This window comes from Acinetobacter sp. FY731 (assembly GCF_059515905.1).
In genome coordinates, this window is sequence record NZ_JCAKNB010000001.1 from 205,643 (window position 1) to 226,499 (window position 20,857).

A 20,857-nucleotide genomic window follows, 5' to 3' on the forward strand; every position below is an offset into this window, starting at 1 on the left:
TTCACAAAAGTATATTCCAACAATATACTCAAAAAATTCAAAGCTATATGCGTTATTTAAAATTAATTTTAAGCAAAATATACAACCAGCACCCCCTCAAATACAAACACTCAAATTTTATAAATTAGAGACTAACGAATATATAACCGCTTACACTTTAATCTTTTTTGCCATTGTTCAATTGCTATAAATATTCATTAATAAATACATGAGTTTAGTAAAATAAATCTAAGTGTTTTACTAGGTTTTATTCTTTTAAAAATCAATATATTATAAACATATTGAGAAGTAATTTTAAATTCTAAATAGTTTATTTGTTTCAAAAATAAGGAGTAATAAAATGTCTTTTAATAATATTTTAGTCCCTGTAGATGGTTCAGAAACTTCATATGCTGCAATTGAAAAAGCAGCAGATTTAGCAAAAGCATTTAATAGTAAAGTCACTGTTGTTCAAGTACTTACTTTAGATCCTTATATTGCTGCAGAATATATTTCTGCATCACATACAAATGAACTTATTGAACGTGCACGTAAATCTTTACTACAAACATTAGAAGAAGCAAAAACTAAATTTGCAGAACACGGCGTAACTGTTGAAACCAAACTTTTAGAAGGACAAGTTATTCAACGTGAAATTGTAAAAGCAGCAGAAGAACTTTCAGCAGATCTTATTGTGATTGCATCGCATGGTCGTACAGGTATCAAAAAACTAGTACTTGGTAGCGTAGCGCAAAGCGTACTTGCTGAAGGTACTATCCCAGTTATGATTGTTCGTAAATAATATTCTAGCCATAAAAAAAGCTTCTTTTAAAAGAAGCTTTTTTTATTTAGGGAAGCCATTGGAATTGTTTCAAACTCACCATTCCATTGAGTACAACCACCCCTTCAGATTGAAGTTTGGCAATTTGTATATTTTGACCAAAACCATCTTCCTTACTTAGGCTAATTCTGCCTCTAGAATTGATGACCCTATGCCATGGCACAACACTACTTTCATCCATATTTTTTAAAGCAAAACCAACGTGACGAGCATGTTTAGGTAAACCTGCAAGCTTTGCAATTTGACCATAGGTTGCGACTTTCCCTTTAGGAATTAACTGAATAATTCCATAAAACTCGCTGACATAATTTTGCATTGTCGTTTAGAAGTTACCAGGACTTTCAAGGCGTTTAACTTCTTGCAATTTATCTGGGTGATGAAGTTTTGCTACACCATCTTCCGTTTTTTGGTCCACAATTTTATCAGGTCTATGTACGCTAATAACTTCATTACCTTGCTCATCTTCCTCCACAACGTATTGAAAACCCTTTCTATTCATTTTGTGGCACATGCGTTGATACCACCCTTTAAATCCTGTTTTTTCTTCCTCAGGATTGTAATAAAAGGCATTCATAACAGCAGGCAAACCTAAACCACAAACCAAACCAGATAACAACACAGAAATAAAGGTATAACCAATAAGAATACTGCTGTATTCACTTAATTGTGGAATGTTGGCTACTGCTAAAATTAAAGCAAGTGAAATACCACCACGCACCCCACCCCAAGACAAAATCGCTAAACTACCGTTATAACTTTTTTTCCTGAAGCTTGGGAAAAATGAAAAAGATAAGAAGTTTGCTGCAAATCGAGAAGCATGTAGGATGATAAAGGCAACCATACCACCTAAAATCAAGCTTACACTTAAATCTAAAATAAACAGTTCCAAACCAATTAAGGTGAATAAGAACGAATTAATAATCCCTTCAACAGTATGCCAAAAATGATTTACTTCACGAATTTCTCGCTCTTGTAAAATTTCTTTCCATTTATTACCAACAATTAAACCACCAATAACACAGGCAATAGGTGCTGAAGCATGGGCAAATAATGCAACCAAATATGAACCACAAGCGAGCAATGCTGTAGTTAAAATTAAAGATTCCATTTCATGTTTACCACGTAATATACGCAATATCGCGAAACCAAATCCCCAACCAATAATGACAGCAACAACAATTTCATAAAGTAGTGTTTCAAGCACACCTATTAACGTGAAATGTTCACCTTGTAGCACATGTAATAAGGTCATGAATAATGCAATACACATCGCATCATTAAATAAAGACTCACCTTCTAATTTGACTATTAAATGATGTGGTGCACGAACCGAACTTAATACACCTTTAATACCAATAGGGTCAGTTGCACCTAATGCCGAACCCAATAAAAGTAGTACTAATAAATCTACATGATGACCAATTAAAATTTGATAGCCATAAAGCACAACACCAAAGAAAACAGCACAAAGCACTAAAGCTGTACTAGCAAGAATACTAATCGGCCTCCAATAACTTTTTAAATCAGAGACTTTAAACTTAAGTGCAGATGAGGTCAGGATAAAACAGATCACACCATTAATTAAAAAGTCATAAAAATTAATATGACGAACAGTACTCTCAATATTATGAATATTAATGGTAATAAATTGATTACCATTTAATAAGCTTGCACCCCATTGTAAAATAAAAACAAAAATTGCAGATACTAAAGGCACACCAATGGCTTGAGGAAAACCCAAAACACGTTTGTTAAACATAGTTGTGGCAATTGAAAGTGCAAAAATTACCGTAAAAACTTGGAGAAAAAAATAATTACCCATTAGTATCCTATATTCTGCAATCTGAATCTCATAGCATTTCTATTGTAAATAGAAAACAATGTGAGATTTATTATTTTAATAGTGTACCGTTTTTTCAAAATTACACTTAAATTTAATCAATTTTTTTTAACATTATTTTTTACATATATAACTAATACAAAAAAAAGGGAGAAATCTCCCCTTATATACCTTATTCAACTTTAAATATTTTGATTAAAAGTATCACAATTACTCATGTTTCCACTTTTTAAACCCGTTTGAAACCACTTCATGCGTTGTTCACTTGTACCATGTGTAAAACTATCAGGAACAACCTGACCAGTTGCACTTTTCTGTAAGTAATCATCCCCAATTTTATGTGCAGCATCCATTGCTTCTTCAATATCACCTTGCTCTAAAAACTGAGTACGTTGTTGATTGTGATGTGCCCAAACACCAGCAAAACAATCTGCTTGTAGCTCTTGACGTACAGAAAGCTGATTTCCTTCCGTTTTCGTTACTTGAGAACGTGCCTTATGAACTTGTTCTGAAATCCCCAAAAGCGTTTGAATGTGATGTCCAACCTCATGTGCAACTACGTAAGCCTGTGCAAAATCTCCTGCTTGGTCATTACGTGATAATTCCGTTTGATTCTTCTCTCCAGAAATCCCCATTTGTGATTTCATATCTTTAAAGAAAGAAGTATCTATATAAACTTTACGGTCGCTTGGACAATAAAAAGGTCCCATCGCAGCTTGCGCTGTACCACAACCAGACTTCACAACACCGTTAAACATAACTAGCTTAGGTGGCTGATACTGTGCATTTAATTGTTCTTTAAAAACCTGATTCCATGTATCTTCTGTATCAGCTAAAACTGTTCCAACAAAATCAATCGCCTCTTGCTGATCGGGCGTAGGATTACTTAAACCACTCGTTTCTGCAGGTTGAACTTGCGCTGTCACTTGTTTAGTTGCCTGATACGCTTGTTGAGGATCTACCCCAAAGAACTTCCACGCAACAAAAGCCACAACTAAACCTAGAATACTAATTCCACCTGCCTTACCTGCACCACCACCACGGCGATCTTCTATATTTGTACTAACTCTACGACCTTTCCAACGCATAGTCATATTCCTTAATTCATTATATATACTTTATTTTATCGATCTTTAATTACTTCTACTTCAATAGCTTATGCTTTTTTTACTCTTAAAATAGCATTTTGTATTAATCCAATAATCACCAATACAATAAGCCCAGCAATAAAACCTGTCACTAAATTAATCATTGTAGGTGTAAATGCTCCTACAATATTTCCAACACTTGGAATGAGTTCCATATAATCTACAGCATCTTCCATCCAATGATGAAAAAGTGGAATAGCATGATTAATAATCCCTCCTCCCACTAAAAACATCGCGACAGTACCTACAATTGTTAATGCTTTCATTAACTTTGGTGCAAATATAAGTAGAGCCCGACCAATATGTTGTTTAAATGAAGATGTCTGCTCAACCAAATACAACCCCAAATCATCAATTTTCACAATCATTGCAACAAAACCATAAACACCAACCGTCATCGCTATAGCAATAACAGCCAATACACTTAATTTGGTTATAAATGTTGCTGCTGCAACTGTACCAAGTGAAATCACGACAATTTCAGCAGATAAAATAAAATCAGTTCGAATTGCACCTCTAATTTTGTCTTTTTCAAACTTTACTAAATCTATCTGTTCTAAATTTTCTGTTTCAGGCTCTAGCTTATTAATCGATTTTTTCTGATGTAATGAATGTATAACTTTTTCAACACCTTCATAACATAAGAACAAACCACCCATCATTAAAAGCGGATTAATCAACCAAGGTGCAACCACACTAATAAGTAACGCAAGTGGAACTAAAATAAGCTTATTTACAAATGAACCTTTCGCAACCGCCCACACAACAGGAAGCTCGCGATCTGCTTTAACACCACTAACTTGTTGTGCATTTAAAGCCAAATCATCCCCTAAAACGCCTGCTGTCTTTTTTGCTGCCATTTTGCTCATTACAGCAACATCATCCAGTACAGTCGCTATATCATCTAATAGTAATAATAAACTGCTCGCCATTTTTTTCTTATCCTATGCGTTTTTTACATTCTATCTTTAATATTTATCTCTAAAAAGAAAAACATATTGGTATTTCAATATCAAATGCTCATAGATTTCTACGACTAACTTTTAATAAGATCTTAATTTAAAGTCTGTAATCCTTTATTCATATGTAAAAAAATTGTTGATTTTTCAATTTCAATATTTAATCTTGCTGACATTAAAAAAAAAATTACCGTACAATAACTGTATTCTTTGTATATATAAGTAGCGCTGGCTACTATTCTGGAATTCATAATGAGTAATCAAGATAATCGTCCAGTGATTTTGACTGGCGACCGCCCTACTGGCCAACTTCACTTAGGTCACTTTGTAGGTTCTTTACGTTCGCGCGTAGGTTTACAAGATTCACATCACCAACATCTTTTATTGGCTGATGCTCAAGCATTCACAGATAATGCAGACAACTTTGAAAAAGTTCGTCGTAATATTATTGAAGTAGCGACAGACTATTTAGCCGTTGGTATCGATCCAACTAAAACAACAATTTGCGTCCAATCAGGTTTACCTGCACTAAACGAATTAACAATGTTGTATTTAAACTTTGTGACTGTATCTCGTTTAGAACGTAACCCAACCATTAAATCTGAAATTCAGATGCGTGGATTCGAACGTGATATTCCAGCAGGTTTCTTATGCTACCCAGTTGCTCAAGCAGCTGATATTACAGCATTCAAAGCAACTGTAGTTCCTGTGGGTGAAGACCAAATTCCAATGATTGAACAAACCAATGAAATTGTTCGTCGTTTGAATCGTCAAATAGGTCAAGACTTACTTCCTGAATGCCAAGCATTACTTTCAAATGTAGGTCGTTTACCTGGTTTTGATGGTAAAGCGAAAATGTCTAAATCTTTAGGCAATACCATTGTGTTAGATGCATCTGATAAAGACATTAAAAAAGCAGTAAATGCAATGTACACAGATCCAAATCACTTACGTGTTGAAGATCCAGGTCAAGTGGAAGGTAATGTTGTATTTACTTACTTAGATGCTTTCGATCCAAATAAAGAAGAAGTTGAAGAACTGAAAGCGCATTATCGTCGCGGTGGTTTAGGTGATGGTACTGTCAAAAAACGTTTAGAAGGTGTACTTAAAGAATTAATCACACCTATTCGTGAACGTCGTATGGAGCTTGCTAAGGATCCTGACTACATCATGGATATCTTAAAGTCTGGCACAGATAAATGCCGTGACATTACACAACAAACATTAGATGAAGTTAAGTCTGGTTTAGGTGTCTTCCACTTCTAATACAAAACATGACATTTCAACAAAAAAGCTCATTCATTGAGCTTTTTTGCTTTTTATTCATAAAATGTGAAATGACCACCTAAAAATAACACTAATTACAGTGTTTAACATGCGACATACAATAGAGTAAAAGACCTAATTGTATTTCTAAACTATTATTCTTATATAGAAATTAATGAGCTATTTAATTTCAACAGTTACCCCCCGAACCTGTGAAAACAGTTCGATTTTCTGCGTAATACTTACCCCAAGTATTACGCATTTTTTTGCCTAAAATTTAGCATTTTCACTCCAAAATCATAAATATATTTTTATATAGGCTATTTAAAATACTTCAATTCCATTTAAAAAAATCAAATAAAATCATTAACATAAAATTCAATTACTCCTTCAGTATTTTTTAGTATTCGTCTTTGCTTACTATTTTTAGGCACATTAAAAAAGCCCTCAATTGAGGGCTTTTTAGCATTTAGATTAAACTAAACCTTTCTCTTTTAGCACTTGATACATTGTAGAACCAAGCTCTGCTGGACTACGTGTATAAGCCATACCCGCTTTTTCAAATGCAGCGAACTTCTCTTCAGCAGTACCTTTACCACCTGAAATAATGGCACCAGCATGACCCATACGCTTACCTTTAGGTGCTGTCACACCTGCAATATAACCAACAACAGGTTTAGTCACATGTGATTTAATATATTCAGCAGCTTCTTCTTCCGCAGAACCACCAATTTCACCAATCATGATAATGGCTTCTGTTTGTGGATCTTCTTGGAATAATTTCAAACAATCAATTTGGTTCATACCTGGAATTGGATCACCGCCAATACCAATACATGTAGACTGACCTAAGCCCAGTTTTGTTGTTTGCGCAACAGCCTCGTAAGTCAAAGTACCTGAACGTGAAATAATACCAATTTTACCAGGTTGATGAATGTGACCAGGCATAATACCAATCTTACATTCACCCGGTGTGATAATACCTGGACAGTTTGGTCCAATTAAACGCGTGTTATTACCACAAGTTTCTAGGTAACGTTTTGCTTTTAACATATCAAGTGTCGGCACACCTTCTGTGATCACAACAATCAACTCAACACCCGAATCTACCGCTTCAACAATAGAGTCTAAAACAAATGGTGCAGGTACATAAATAACGGAAGCATCAGCTTTAGTTTCACGTACAGCTTCTTTCATTGTATTAAATACAGGAAGATCTAAGTGTATAGAACCACCTTTACCTGGGGTTACACCACCAACAACTTTTGTACCATACTCTAAAGCTTGAGCTGAATGGAAAGTCCCATTTTTACCAGTAAAGCCTTGTACCAATACTTTTGTGTCTTTATTAACTAATACGCTCATGATTGATACTCCTTAAGCTTTTACTGCAGCAACAATTTTTTCTGCAGCATCGGCTAAGCCATTTGCAGAAATAAGTTTTAAACCTGATTCATCAAGTAATTTAGCACCAAGTTCGGCATTATTCCCTTCCAAGCGAACAACAACAGGAACCGTTACATTTACTTCTTGAACCGCTGCAATAATTGCTTCAGCAATCATGTCACAACGCACAATACCACCAAAGATATTAATTAATACGCCTTGAACAGAGCTATCTGCAAGAATAATTTTAAATGCTTCAATTACACGATCTTTTGTTGCACCACCACCTACATCTAGGAAGTTCGCAGGTTGACCACCATACAGCTTAATAATGTCCATGGTTGCCATTGCAAGACCAGCACCATTCACCATACAACCAATATTACCTTCTAGAGCAACATAGTTAAGTTCAAACTCAGATGCTTTAAGCTCACGCTCATTTTCTTGAGATTTATCACGTAATGCAGCAACTTCAGGTAAACGATAAAGAGCGTTCGAATCGATTCCCACTTTAGCATCTACACATAGAATTTCACCATTTTCACGAACTGAAAGTGGGTTAATTTCAAATAGTGCAAAATCATTTTCGATAAATGCTTGGTAGGCAGCAGTCATTATTTTTACAAATTGATTGATTTGCTTATCTTTTAAATTAAGTGCAAATGCTACTTCACGCGCTTGAAATGGCAATAAACCAACCAAAGGATCAACTTCTACTTTAATAATTTTTTCAGGTGTTTCTTCTGCAACTTTCTCAATTTCAACACCACCCTCAGTAGATGCCATAAAAGTTACGCGACGGCTTGAGCGGTCTACTACAGCACCAAGATATAACTCACGCTCAACAGGGTAAACATCTTCAGCAACAAGCACACTGTTTACTGGCTGACCATCTGCATCTGTTTGATAAGTGACAAGGCGTGTGCCAATAATGCTATTTGCATAATCGCGTGCTTCTTGTGCAGATTTTACAACCTTAACACCACCAGCTTTACCACGACCACCAGCATGTACTTGGGCTTTCATTACGGCAAATTTACCGCCTAACTGTTCAAATGCTTGCACCGCTTCATCAGCATTAGATGCAACGATACCCTCTTGAACAGGCATACCATATTTTTTTAAAAGAGCCTTCGCTTGATACTCATGTAAATTCATCTAGTTATTACCTTTTACTACTTTTCACGTTTTTATGGTTACTAATACTTATACTGCTGATGCAGTTAGCATTAGCATTTATCAAAATTTATTCTTTTATTTTTAGATGATTGTTCATATAAAAACAACCATCAAATGTTAAAAGAGCGGCCGAAGCCGCTCTTTTAAATTATTTACGCTTACGTTGAATTGCGTGAATCGCGCGACCATCAACAGCCAAAGCAGCTTCATGAACTACTTCAGAGAATGTTGGATGACCAAATGTCATCAATTGAAGATCTTCAACAGATGAAACAAATTCAAGTGCAATCATACCTTGGTGAACGATATCAGACGCAGCAGGTCCAATTACGTGCATACCAAGTAAACGATCAGTTTTAGCATCAGCTACAAACTTAACAAAACCTGCACCCTCACCAGCAGCTAAAGCACGACCATTTACAGCAAAACCGAATTGACCAGTTTTAACTTCATGACCTTTTTCTTTCGCTTGCTCTTCCGTTAAACCTACCCACGCCGCTTCTGGGTGTGTGTAAATTACAGAAATGATTGTGTCATAGTTAACTTGTGCAGCATGGCCATGAATACGTTCAACAGCCATTACGCCTTCTTCCATTGCTTTATGAGCAAGCATTGGACCACGTACTAAGTCACCAATTGCATATACGCCTTCAACAGAAGTTGCACACCAATCGTTAACTTCAACTAAACCACGTTCAGTAAGTTTAATACCACAATCATCCGCCAATAAACCTTCAGCATAAGCACGACGGCCTACACATACGATTAATTTGTCGAAAGTTTGAGTTTTGTCTTCGCCACCTTGCGTGTACTTAACAGTTACTTCAGAACCATTAACTTCTGTACCAGCAACTTTAGCGCCAACACGAATATCTAGACCTTGCTTAGTTAAAAGCTTTTGATAGTCTTTTGCCAAAGCTTTATCAGCCATTGGTAAGAATGCATCCATTGCTTCAAATACAACAACTTCTGCACCAAGACGACGCCAAACTGAACCAAGTTCAAGACCAATTACACCAGCACCAATTACACCTAAACGCTTAGGTACTTCTTGGAATTCTAATGCACCAGTAGAATCAACAATAATATCTTGATCTACAGGAGCTACTGGAATATTTACAGGTACAGAACCAGTCGCAAGAATCACGTATTTAGGTTCTAAAATTTGAGTTTCACCTTCGTGAGATACAAACTCAACTTTTTTACCAGCAAGCAATTTACCAGTACCTTTTAACCACTCAATACCGTTACCTTTTAATAACTGATCGATACCGCCAGTTAATTGGTCCACGATTTTGTCTTTACGTGCTAAAAGTTTAGCAAGATCAAACTTAACTTCACCAGTCGTAATACCGTGATCATCTAAATGATGAACTGTATCTTCATAGCGATGAGAAGAATCAAGTAAAGCTTTAGATGGAATGCAACCTACGTTTAAGCAAGTACCACCTAAAGACGGTTTACCTTTATGAATACGCTTTTCAATACATGCAACTTTAAAACCAAGTTGAGCCGCACGAATTGCCGCTTCGTAGCCACCTGGGCCACCACCGATTACAACTAAATCGAATTGAGACATTTGTATCTCCAAGAACGAGTTTAAAGGATCGCTTTAAACTCGTTTTGATTATTCTTAAGAACTAAAAATTATAGATCAAGGATAAGACGCGCTGGCTCTTCTAACAATTCTTTAATTGCTACAAGGAAACCTACAGCTTCTTTACCATCAATTAAACGGTGATCATAAGAAAGTGCTAAGTACATCATTGGCAAGATTTCTACTTGACCATTTACTGCCATAGGACGATCTTGGATTTTATGCATACCCAAAATAGCAGTTTGTGGTGTGTTCAAAATTGGAGTAGATAATAATGAACCGAAAGTACCACCATTAGTAATAGTGAAAGTACCGCCAGTCATATCTTCAATACCCAATTTGCCGTCACGCGCTTTCGCAGCGTAAGCACGGATACCATTTTCAACTTCAGCATAGTTCATACGATCTGTATCACGTAATACAGGAACAACTAAACCACGCTCAGAAGATACAGCTACACCGATGTCATAGAAACCGTGATAAACGATATCTTCACCATCAATTGAAGCATTTACAGCTGGGTAGCGTTTAAGCGCTTCAGTTGCTGCCTTAACGAAGAATGACATGAAGCCTAAACGAGCGCCATGACGTTTTTCGAATGCATCTTTATACTGAGCACGCATTTCCATAATTGGCTTCATGTTAACTTCATTGAAAGTCGTTAACATTGCAGTTTCTTGAGTTGCCGCAAGAAGACGTTCAGCAACACGTTTACGAAGACGAGTCATAGGAACACGTTTTTCGATACGCTCACCAACAGCAACACTTAAAGGTGCAACAGCTGGTTTAGCTTGATGATTTGCAACATCTTCTTTAGTGATGCGACCACCACGACCAGAACCCGCAACGTCAGAAGCAGCAATACCAGATTCTGTTAATGCTTTACGTACAGCTGGAGCTTGATCAGTAACAGCTTGTGCACGCTCAACAACAGGTGCAGCACCTGCTTGAGTTTGAGCTGCAGCAGCCTCTACTTTAGTTTCAGACTGAACAGCTTCAGTTTGAGCAGCGCCAGAAACAGCACCTTCTTCAAACTGAGCAATCACTTCATTTGAAAGAACTGTATCGCCTTCATTTTTGATAATTGACGCGATTGTGCCATCAGCAGGAGCTACAACTTCTAAAACAACTTTATCTGTTTCAATATCACAAATAACTTCGTCACGTGATACTGCTTCACCTGGTTGTTTGTGCCAAGTTGCGATTGTTCCATCCGCAACTGATTCTGGGAATACAGGTGCTTTAATTTCGGTTGCCATGATTTTAGAATCTCCTGATTATTCTACGATCGCTAAAGCATCATTTACGAGCTGAGCTTGTTGTTTTGCATGTAAATATGGTGAACCACACGCTGGTGCAGCAGATGCTTCACGGCCCGCATAGCTAATACGTACTTGTTTACCAGCATTCATTACATCATCATATAGACGTGGAGCAATGAATAACCAAGCACCTTGGTTTTTCGGCTCTTCTTGAGCCCAAACAAGCTCTGTCACATTTGGATATTGTGCAAGAACTTCAGCAAGACGTGCTTCTGGGTATGGATATAATTGTTCAATACGAACGATTGCCGTATTGTTCAATTCTTTTTCACGACGTTTTTCAACTAAGTCGTAGTAAACCTTACCACCACAAAGAACTAAACGAGTTACGTCAGCTTTGTTGATGTTATCGACTTCATCAATCACAGTTTGGAATGTACCAGTAGCAAGCTCATCTAAAGTAGAAGTTGCTAACTTGTGACGAAGTAATGACTTAGGTGAAGTCACGATCAACGGTTTACGAATAGGACGAAGTGCTTGACGACGTAAAGCATGATAAATCTGTGCTGGTGTAGTCGGTGTAATCACTTGCATGTTGTCTTCTGCACAAAGCTGTAAGAAACGCTCTAAACGTGCTGAAGAATGCTCTGGACCTTGACCTTCAAAACCATGAGGAAGAAGCATTGTTAAACCACATGCGCGCTCCCACTTCGTTTCACCAGATGAAATGAACTGGTCAATTACAACTTGTGCACAGTTAGCGAAGTCACCAAACTGCGCTTCCCAAATTACTAAGCTCTTAGGAAGAGTTGTTGAATAACCATATTCAAATGCAAGTACAGCCATTTCTGACAATAATGAGTCATAAATTGCAGTACGAGGTTGGTTTTCTTTTAAGTTACAAAGTGGGATGTAAGTAGAACCATCTACTTGGTTATGCAATTTTGCATGACGGTGTGAGAACGTACCACGACCAACATCTTCACCAGTTAAACGAACTAGGAAACCATCATCTAAAATAGAGGCATAAGCTAGAGTTTCAGCAGCACCCCAGTTCAACGGCATTTCACCAGTTTGCATTTTCAAACGATCATCGATCACTTTAGATACTTGACGTTGCATTACGAAGCCTTCTGGAAGCTCACGCATTTTTTTACCAAGTTCTTTTAAGCGTTCGATTGGGAAAGTTGTATCCCAAACGTCTGTGTATTCATGACCTACGTATGGAGACCAGTCTACAAACATTTTTGTATTTGGCTCTAATACCAACGCATTCGCAACATGACGACCTGCTTCAAGATCTGAACGATAATCTTCGATCATTTGATCTGCAGACTTACGATCTAATACTTTTTCCTGAACCAATTGATCAGCATACAAAGCACGAGTAGTCGTTTTTTTGTTGATGACTTGATACATCATAGGTTGAGTTGCAGCAGGCTCATCCGCTTCGTTATGACCACGACGACGGTAACAGAACATATCAATCACAACATCTTTACGGAATGTATGACGGAAATCATGTGCTAACTGAGTAACAAAAATTACAGCTTCAGGATCATCACCATTTACATGGAAGATCGGCGCTTGGATCATTTTTGCAATATCAGTACAGTATTCTGTAGAACGTGCATCACGTGGATCAGAAGTTGTGAAGCCCACTTGGTTGTTTACAACAATGTGAACTGTACCACCAACTGTATAACCACGAGTTTGTGACATTTGGAATGTTTCTTGGTTTACGCCTTGACCAGCAAAAGCAGCATCACCATGAACAATGATTGGTAATACATCATCACCACCAATGTCTTTACGACGCACTTGACGAGCACGTACAGAACCTTCAACTACAGGTCCAACGATTTCTAAGTGTGATGGGTTAAACGCTAATGCTAAGTGAACTTCGCCACCTGGAGTCATTACGTTAGATGAGAAACCTTGGTGATACTTAACGTCACCAGAACCTTTCTTATGAAGTGATTTACCTTCAAACTCACCAAATAGGTCAGCTGGGTTTTTACCCATAATATTAACAAGAAGGTTCAAACGACCACGGTGTGGCATCCCGATAACAACTTCTTTACAACCTACAGCACCTGCACGTTGAATAAGTTCGTTTACCATTGGAATGAAAGATTCACCACCTTCAACACCAAAGCGTTTAGCACCAACGTATTTATTACCTAGGAATTTTTCCAAACCTTCAGCAGCAGTTAAACGCTCTAAAACGTGCTTTTTCTGTTCTGCGTTAAGTCCATATTGCCCACGAGCACTTTCAAGACGTTGTTGAATCCAACGCTTTTCTTTCGTGTCAACAATGTGCATATATTCAGCACCGATTGAGCTGCAATAGATGTTTTCCATTGCATCAACCATTTCACCTAGCGTAGCTTCTGCTTTATCAATCGCCAAGTTACCTGTGTTGAATACTGTATCTAAATCAGATTTAGTTAAACCGTGTGCACTTAGCTCTAAGTCATAAGCATCTTCACGTTTTGCTAAACCTAATGGATCCAACTTCGCTTTTTGATGACCACGGTTACGGTACGCTGCAATAAGCTGTAATACACCAACTTGACGTTGGCCATGCTCAGAACTTACCGCACTTTGCACAACAGATTGAATACGATTTGAATTACGACCTAACAATAGAAATTGCTCACGCACATTACTATGTGGTTGATCACCTTTTGGAAATTTATCGAAGTATTTACGCCAATCATCTCCAACTGAATCTGGAGCCGTTAAATACTGCTCATAAATTTCTTCAATATACGCTGCACTATCAGCGGAAAGTTCAGTGTCTAGACGCGACGCGTCAACAACTTCTTGCATTTTTGGACCCACTTCCTATTGCAAAAATATTTACAGGATGCTTTTAAAAGCAAAACCCATGACTAGTAATGTCAAATTGGGACACCACATTACTCCCCTTTAGGCGTAACCTTTGAGGCGTTATCGCTACATTAAGAAACCTTAATGTAGGCAATGAATCATAACGCCCTCAGCGGCATCATCACTCACATATACCCGGCAGTACCGAGCAATTTTCTGCAAATCGACTTAGAAAAAATAACGACTTAACTTACTTTTTCTAAAGCGACTATATTTAATAACGATTAATCAACCACATTTTGTTTGTTTTTTAAACAAATAATGTGTGTTTTTTTCAAATATAGTGATACAAACTATTTTAACACGAACTTTCAAAGTGAATTGATTTTTTTGACACATACCTTTCATAAATTGGCTAAATACAATACATATAATTCCTCTTAGTATATGGGGTTTTATGTTTTGCAAATCAAGCCTTAAATTATTAAAATTTGATTATAAATTTTATTAGATTTTTTCTTTAGAACCCGTACATCTTAACATTTCACACCTAAAATTTCAGCATAATGTTAAATTTCATTCTTCCATACACAAATAAAGAAAAATCTAATCTTATCCATACAACATGACTAAATTACTATAAGACCAATAAAACTTTTGTATCTTTTTATTATTTATAAAAAAAGCACACGCTAAGGTGTGCTTTTTTTAGTGCGATATATTAGCCCGCTTGATCAAACATCATGCTACGGATATGACCAATAGCTTTAGTTGGATTCAAACCTTTAGGACAAACAGATACACAGTTCATAATACCTTTACAACGGAACAACGAGAATGGGTCGTCAAGACGAGCCAAACGCTCTTGAGTTGCAGTATCACGTGAATCAATAATAAAGCGGTACGCATTCAACAATGCTGATGGACCTAAAAATTTATCAGGGTTCCACCAGAATGATGGGCATGAAGTTGAACAACATGCACAAAGAATACATTCGTACAAACCATCTAAGTGTTCACGTTCTTCTGGAGACTGTAAACGCTCTTTTGGTGGCGCAGGTTGATTATTGATTAGGAATGGATGAATTTTGTTGTACTGTTCGTAGAACTGATTCATATCCACAACTAAATCTTTAACCACTGGCAAACCAGGTAAAGGACGAATTGTAATCACTTCTGGTAAATCGTTTAGATTCCAAAGACAAGCTAAACCATTTTTACCATTAATATTCACACCATCAGAACCACAAATACCTTCACGGCATGAACGACGGAATGTTAATGATTCATCCTGAACTTTTAACGCAAGAAGTGCATCAAGCAACATACGATGCTTATCAGTCAACTCTAGCTTAAAAGTTTGCATGTACGGTGCTGCATCCTTATCAGGATCGTAGCGGTAGATATTAAATGTACGAGTACCTCTACTCATCTTACTTCTCCCAATTAGAATGTACGTGGTTTCGGTGGAATAGCATCTACCGACAATGGACGGTAACGCACTGGCTTATACTCAAGACGGTTATCACTAGAGAACCATAAAGTATGCTTCATCCACTCATCATCACGACGGCCGTATGGGTAGTCGGCATGATCAGGTGGTAACTCAAAGTCAACCACTGTATGCGCACCACGACACTCTTTACGCGCAGCAGCAGAAACCAATGTAGCTTTAGCAACTTCGTATAAGTTTTCAACTTCTAGAGCTTCAATACGTGCTGTGTTGAATACTTTAGATTTGTCTTTTAAATGAATGTTGCGAACACGTGGTTCAATTGCAAGAATTTCTTTAACACCTTTCTCAAGAAGTTCTGAAGTACGGAATACACCAGCATGATCTTGAACGATGTCACGAATTGCATCAGCAACTTCTTGAGCATTTTCACCTGTAGCAGATTCATCTAATTTACGAATACGTGCAACAGTTTGCTCAAGCACAGTAGTTGGAAGCGGAGCGTATTCATCACCGTGATGTTTAGTCACGTAATCGATGATGTGTTCACCAGCTGCTTTACCAAATACAACCAAGTCAAGAAGTGAGTTCGTACCCAAACGGTTTGCACCATGTACAGATACACATGAACACTCACCAATTGCATAGAAGCCTTTCACTGGTTTAGTGAAGTTACGAGTTTCTACATTTGTAGAATAAACATCTGTGTCTTTGTTGTAGTTAGCAACAAGCGCTTCAGTTTCACGAGACTCAGGAACAACAACTTGACCATGAATATTCGTAGGAATACCACCCATTTGATAATGGATTGTAGGCACTACAGGAATTGGCTCTTTAGTGATATCTACGTTCGCGAATTTCTTACCAATTTCAAATACAGATGGAAGACGTTTCATGATCGTTTCAGCACCCAAGTGCGTCATATCAAGCAAGATGTAATCTTTCTTAGGACCACAACCACGACCTTCTTTAATTTCTTGGTCCATAGAACGAGATACGAAATCACGTGGAGCCAAGTCTTTTAAAGTTGGTGCATAGCGTTCCATGAATGGCTCACCTGCATCGTTACGAAGGATTGCACCTTCACCACGACAACCTTCTGTTAACAATACGCCTGCTCCAGCAACACCCGTTGGGTGGAATTGCCAGAATTCCATATCTTGTAATGGAATACCTGCACGCGCCGCCATACCAAGACCGTCACCAGTGTTGATATACGCGTTTGTAGATGCACGGTAAACACGACCCGCACCACCTGTAGCAAACAATGTCGCTTTCGCTTGGAATACTGCAATTTTACCCGTTTCTTGATCAATTGCTGTTACGCCAAGTACATCACCAGCTTCGTTACGAATAAGATCAAGAGCGATCCATTCTACGAAGAATTGAGTACCCATTTTCACGTTGCTTTGATAAAGCGTATGAAGAAGTGCGTGACCTGTACGGTCGGCAGCAGCACATGCACGAGGAACAGCTTTTTCGCCGTAGTTCGCAGAGTGACCACCGAATGGACGTTGGTAAATTGTACCGTCAGCGTTACGGTCAAATGGCATACCTAGGTGTTCAAGTTCATATACAACTTGTGGCGCTTCGCGAGTCATAAACTCGATTGCGTCTTGGTCACCTAACCAGTCAGAACCTTTAACTGTGTCATAGAAGTGGTAGTGCCAGTTATCTTCTTGCATATTACCAAGAGATGCACCAATACCACCCTGTGCAGCCACAGTATGTGAACGTGTTGGGAATACTTTAGTCAGTACAGCAACTTTTAAACCAGCTTGAGCAAGTTGGTAAGATGCACGCATACCTGAACCACCACCACCAACGATGACAGCATCGAAAGTTTCGTGTGGAATATTTGTGTAATCTTCTTTAGGGGTTATAGCGCCCATGATCTCTTCCTATCAAGCCCAGAAAATCTGGATTGCCCAGATTGCGTATGCCAATACAGCGATAATCACTGCTGAAGTCAATACAATGCGTAAACCTGATGCTGATGGACCCATTTGACGAGTAGTCACATAGTCAGTGAATACTTGCCACATACCGATCCATGCATGCGCAACAAGAGATAAGACTGCCAATAAAGATAAAATCTTCATTGGTGTTGTCATCATAAAGCCGTACCACTGTTCAAAGTTGAATCCACCATTACATAAAATCCAACCCAATACCACTACGGTATAAACAGCTAATACAACAGCACTTACGCGTTGGATAAACCAATCACGAGAACCTGAGCCCGTAAAACCTGTAGCACTTTTCATTAGAGTACGATCCATACAAATGCTGCAACAATACCAATTGCAGACAAGATTAATGAAATAGTAGCTGCAACACGACCACTTTGCAGTTCTTCTGCAATACCTTGGTCAGCAAGTAAATGCTTAACACCAGCAATAAAGTGGAAAATTAAACCAGCTACAAATACCCACACGATGAAACGCACAATAAAGCTATCAAAGATGGCTTGAACTTGTGCAAAACCTTCTGGAGAAGACAATGACTTGTCTAAAATCCATAAAAGTACCGGTACGAGTAAAAATACGATGACACCTGAAAGACGGTGTAGAATTGATGCAATAGCCACAGGGGATTTTAAGTTTACTTCTAAAACTTGACCCATGGACAAATTGACAGGTCTGTTGCTTTTCACAGCGGGCATCCTGTAAGTAAAAACTCCATCCGGAGTTTGTTGGAATTAGTTCGAAGGAAAGCTGGCTTATATAGGCAAGCTTTTGCCTAAATTCAAAACGACACTGAATTATAAAACGTCAAGTTTCAAATTACAAACGGCTCACAAGCCCATTTTCACTAAAAAACCTTAAATAAGAATCATTAACAAAATTAACAATCCTATAAAATTCATCTATTAAAATATGAAAAATACCCAAAGCACCTATTTCCCTACATTTATATGCAAGAAACCAACTTTTACAGTATTTTTCCGTAGCATTGTCTCATTCTTAGCCTACGACTAAAGATGAATGTAAATAGAGTAGGATTGATTTTTCCCATAAGCCACGTCAGAAATATAATCAACCCTTTATTTCGAAACTAAATACTGATTAATTAAAAACCAGAGAAATATTTAATATCTTCCATATTAATAACAACTTAATCCGACCAACTATCTCATTACGCTGTAATTTCAGCAAAATATTAAGTAAATACATTAAATTTATGATTATTTTTCATACTTTAGATGTTTTTAGCTCCATTCAAGTATCTATTTTTTAACCAAACAGCACAGTAAAACAGGATGCTTATATCATTTCATTTATAGTGATCTACCTTCTATTTTTGAATAGGAATTTAATGTAAGTTACGAAAAATATAATCATTTACATGGTTTTGCCATTTACAACACTAGATTTTTTTAATGGCTTAATACTTATAATTACTTACAATTAAAATAAATCTGTATATTTTTTTCTGCATTTTTTTGTTTATTTGACATATTATATCGTCCCGATACTGTGATTCTATTATGTTTTTTATAAATTAGGCTTTTGACAAAACAAGTCTTTGTCAGTCATTTTTTAGCCCTAAGTATAATTGACAAATTTTCAGTAGCTACTAATCTTATAGCAAATTTTGATCCGTCTGATTCGCACATTAAAAGATGAACGCTTTGAATCAGACTAATATTCACCAGGACAGGAGATCAATTGAATGTCTGAAGCAACTGGCAAAAAAGCCGTTTTAAAACTTGATGGCAAAGAAATTGAGTTACCAATTTACAGTGGTACATTGGGCCCAGATGTAATTGACGTTAAAGATGTGTTGACCGCTGGTCACTTCACTTTTGATCCTGGTTTTATGGCTACTGCTGCGTGCGAGTCTAAAATCACTTTCATCGATGGTGGTAAAGGTATCCTTTTACATCGTGGCTACCCTATCGACCAATTAGCAACTCAAGCTGATTACCTTGAAACTTGCTATTTATTATTAAATGGTGAGCTTCCAACTGCTGAACAAAAAGCAGAATTTGATTCTAAAGTTCACAGCCACACTATGGTTCATGACCAAGTAAGCCGTTTCTTCAACGGTTTCCGTCGTGATGCTCACCCAATGGCTGTTATGTGTGGTGTTGTTGGTGCGCTTTCTGCGTTCTATCACAATGGTTTTGACGTTGAAAATGTTGACCACCGTGAAATCACTGCAATCCGTTTAATCGCAAAAGTTCCTACTTTAGCTGCTTGGACTTACAAGTACACAATCGGTCAACCGTTTGTTTACCCACGTAACGACTTAAACTACGCAGAAAACTTCTTGTACATGATGTTTGCTACTCCTGCAGACCGTGATTACAAAGTTAACCCTATTCTTGCTAAAGCAATGGATCGTATTTTTACGCTTCATGCTGACCACGAACAAAATGCGTCTACTTCTACAGTACGTTTAGCTGGTTCTACTGGCGCTAACCCGTATGCATGTATTGCTGCTGGTATCGCTGCTCTATGGGGACCTGCTCACGGCGGTGCGAACGAAGCTGTTCTTACTATGCTTGATGAAATCGGCTCTGTAGAAAACGTTGCTGAGTTCATGGAAAAAGTGAAAACTAAAGAAGTTAAACTTATGGGCTTCGGTCACCGAGTTTACAAAAACTTCGATCCACGTGCGAAAGTAATGAAAGAAACTTGTGACGAAGTGTTAAGTGCACTTGGTATCAATGATCCTCAATTAGCTTTAGCTATGGAACTTGAACGCATTGCGCTTTCTGATGAATACTTCATCAAACGTAACTTATACCCTAACGTAGACTTCTACTCAGGTATCATCCTTAAAGCGATTGGTATCCCAACAGAAATGTTTACTGTAATTTTCGCTCTTGCACGTACAGTTGGTTGGATCAGCCACTGGTTAGAAATGCACAGCGGTCCTTACAAAATCGGTCGTCCTCGTCAGCTTTACACTGGCGAAACTCAACGCGATATCGTTCGTTAATTCGAACGGCGTGAGTCGATAAAAAAAACCACCCTTTAGGGTGGTTTTTTTTACGATCAAGACAATTGATTCTTTTTATTTATACAACTCATTCCTTTGTCGAATGAATTCTACCCCTTGAAACATAACTGCAATAATTCGTATTAAATACACATCACTTCA

16 protein-coding genes are annotated in these 20,857 nt (G+C 37.6%); 3 read left to right on the forward strand and 13 right to left on the reverse strand.

Features of this window, described 5'->3' with window-relative positions:
• Positions 1 to 340: 340 nt before the first annotated feature.
• Complete coding sequence (locus AC5YC8_RS01065; protein ID WP_496163265.1) at positions 341 to 781, forward strand: universal stress protein; 441 nt, start codon at positions 341 to 343, stop codon at positions 779 to 781.
• A gap of 46 nt (positions 782 to 827) precedes the next feature.
• Here the strand turns inward: AC5YC8_RS01065 and AC5YC8_RS01070 are convergent, their stop codons facing one another.
• The 4 genes from AC5YC8_RS01070 to AC5YC8_RS01085 form a co-directional block, all read right to left on the reverse strand.
• Positions 828 to 1,136 carry an MGMT family protein gene (locus AC5YC8_RS01070; protein WP_496163266.1) on the reverse strand — a complete coding sequence of 103 codons (309 nt, stop codon included), beginning with the start codon at positions 1,134 to 1,136 and terminating at the stop codon, positions 828 to 830.
• Between the two features lie 6 nt (positions 1,137 to 1,142).
• The gene (locus tag AC5YC8_RS01075; RefSeq protein WP_496163267.1) at positions 1,143 to 2,642 is read right to left on the reverse strand and encodes a cation:proton antiporter; all 1,500 of its coding nucleotides are present in this window, start codon (positions 2,640 to 2,642) and stop codon (positions 1,143 to 1,145) included.
• A 200-nt stretch (positions 2,643 to 2,842) separates the two neighbouring features.
• A complete protein-coding gene (gene ypfJ, locus AC5YC8_RS01080) occupies positions 2,843 to 3,748 on the reverse strand; it encodes a KPN_02809 family neutral zinc metallopeptidase (RefSeq protein ID WP_496163381.1) in 906 nt (301 codons plus the stop codon).
• A gap of 68 nt (positions 3,749 to 3,816) precedes the next feature.
• A complete protein-coding gene (locus AC5YC8_RS01085) occupies positions 3,817 to 4,740 on the reverse strand; it encodes a DUF808 domain-containing protein (protein ID WP_496163268.1) in 924 nt (307 codons plus the stop codon).
• A gap of 279 nt (positions 4,741 to 5,019) precedes the next feature.
• On the opposite strand from AC5YC8_RS01085, the gene trpS reads away from it, so the two are divergent.
• Complete coding sequence (gene trpS, locus AC5YC8_RS01090; RefSeq protein ID WP_496163269.1) at positions 5,020 to 6,033, forward strand: tryptophan--tRNA ligase; 1,014 nt, start codon at positions 5,020 to 5,022, stop codon at positions 6,031 to 6,033.
• A 474-nt stretch (positions 6,034 to 6,507) separates the two neighbouring features.
• On the opposite strand, the gene sucD is transcribed toward trpS, so the two are convergent.
• The 9 genes from sucD to sdhC form a co-directional block, all read right to left on the reverse strand.
• The gene (gene sucD, locus AC5YC8_RS01095; RefSeq protein WP_496163270.1) at positions 6,508 to 7,398 is read right to left on the reverse strand and encodes a succinate--CoA ligase subunit alpha; all 891 of its coding nucleotides are present in this window, start codon (positions 7,396 to 7,398) and stop codon (positions 6,508 to 6,510) included.
• 12 nt (positions 7,399 to 7,410) lie between these two features.
• A complete protein-coding gene (gene sucC / locus AC5YC8_RS01100; protein WP_496163271.1) occupies positions 7,411 to 8,577 on the reverse strand; it encodes an ADP-forming succinate--CoA ligase subunit beta in 1,167 nt (388 codons plus the stop codon).
• 169 nt (positions 8,578 to 8,746) lie between these two features.
• Positions 8,747 to 10,177: a dihydrolipoyl dehydrogenase gene (gene lpdA / locus AC5YC8_RS01105; protein WP_496117543.1), complete on the reverse strand. Its 1,431-nt coding sequence runs from the start codon at positions 10,175 to 10,177 to the stop codon at positions 8,747 to 8,749.
• A gap of 68 nt (positions 10,178 to 10,245) precedes the next feature.
• Entirely contained in the window at positions 10,246 to 11,454 is a 1,209-nt protein-coding gene (gene odhB / locus AC5YC8_RS01110; RefSeq protein ID WP_496117541.1) for a 2-oxoglutarate dehydrogenase complex dihydrolipoyllysine-residue succinyltransferase, read from the reverse strand.
• Between the two features lie 18 nt (positions 11,455 to 11,472).
• Positions 11,473 to 14,292 carry a 2-oxoglutarate dehydrogenase E1 component gene (locus tag AC5YC8_RS01115; protein ID WP_496117539.1) on the reverse strand — a complete coding sequence of 940 codons (2,820 nt, stop codon included), beginning with the start codon at positions 14,290 to 14,292 and terminating at the stop codon, positions 11,473 to 11,475.
• 721 nt (positions 14,293 to 15,013) lie between these two features.
• Entirely contained in the window at positions 15,014 to 15,724 is a 711-nt protein-coding gene (locus AC5YC8_RS01120) for a succinate dehydrogenase iron-sulfur subunit (RefSeq protein ID WP_496117537.1), read from the reverse strand.
• A gap of 14 nt (positions 15,725 to 15,738) precedes the next feature.
• The gene (gene sdhA / locus AC5YC8_RS01125; RefSeq protein ID WP_496117535.1) at positions 15,739 to 17,637 is read right to left on the reverse strand and encodes a succinate dehydrogenase flavoprotein subunit; all 1,899 of its coding nucleotides are present in this window, start codon (positions 17,635 to 17,637) and stop codon (positions 15,739 to 15,741) included.
• Between the two features lie 12 nt (positions 17,638 to 17,649).
• Entirely contained in the window at positions 17,650 to 18,012 is a 363-nt protein-coding gene (sdhD, locus tag AC5YC8_RS01130) for a succinate dehydrogenase, hydrophobic membrane anchor protein (protein ID WP_496117619.1), read from the reverse strand.
• Positions 18,012 to 18,410, reverse strand: a complete 399-nt coding sequence (gene sdhC, locus AC5YC8_RS01135; protein WP_496117533.1) for a succinate dehydrogenase, cytochrome b556 subunit — start codon at positions 18,408 to 18,410, stop codon at positions 18,012 to 18,014. Before sdhC ends, sdhD begins: the two co-directional genes overlap by 1 nt.
• A gap of 1,010 nt (positions 18,411 to 19,420) precedes the next feature.
• On the opposite strand from sdhC, the gene gltA reads away from it, so the two are divergent.
• Positions 19,421 to 20,695, forward strand: coding sequence for a citrate synthase (gene gltA, locus AC5YC8_RS01140; RefSeq protein ID WP_496117531.1), 1,275 nt, complete (start codon positions 19,421 to 19,423; stop codon positions 20,693 to 20,695).
• Positions 20,696 to 20,857: the final 162 nt, after the last annotated feature.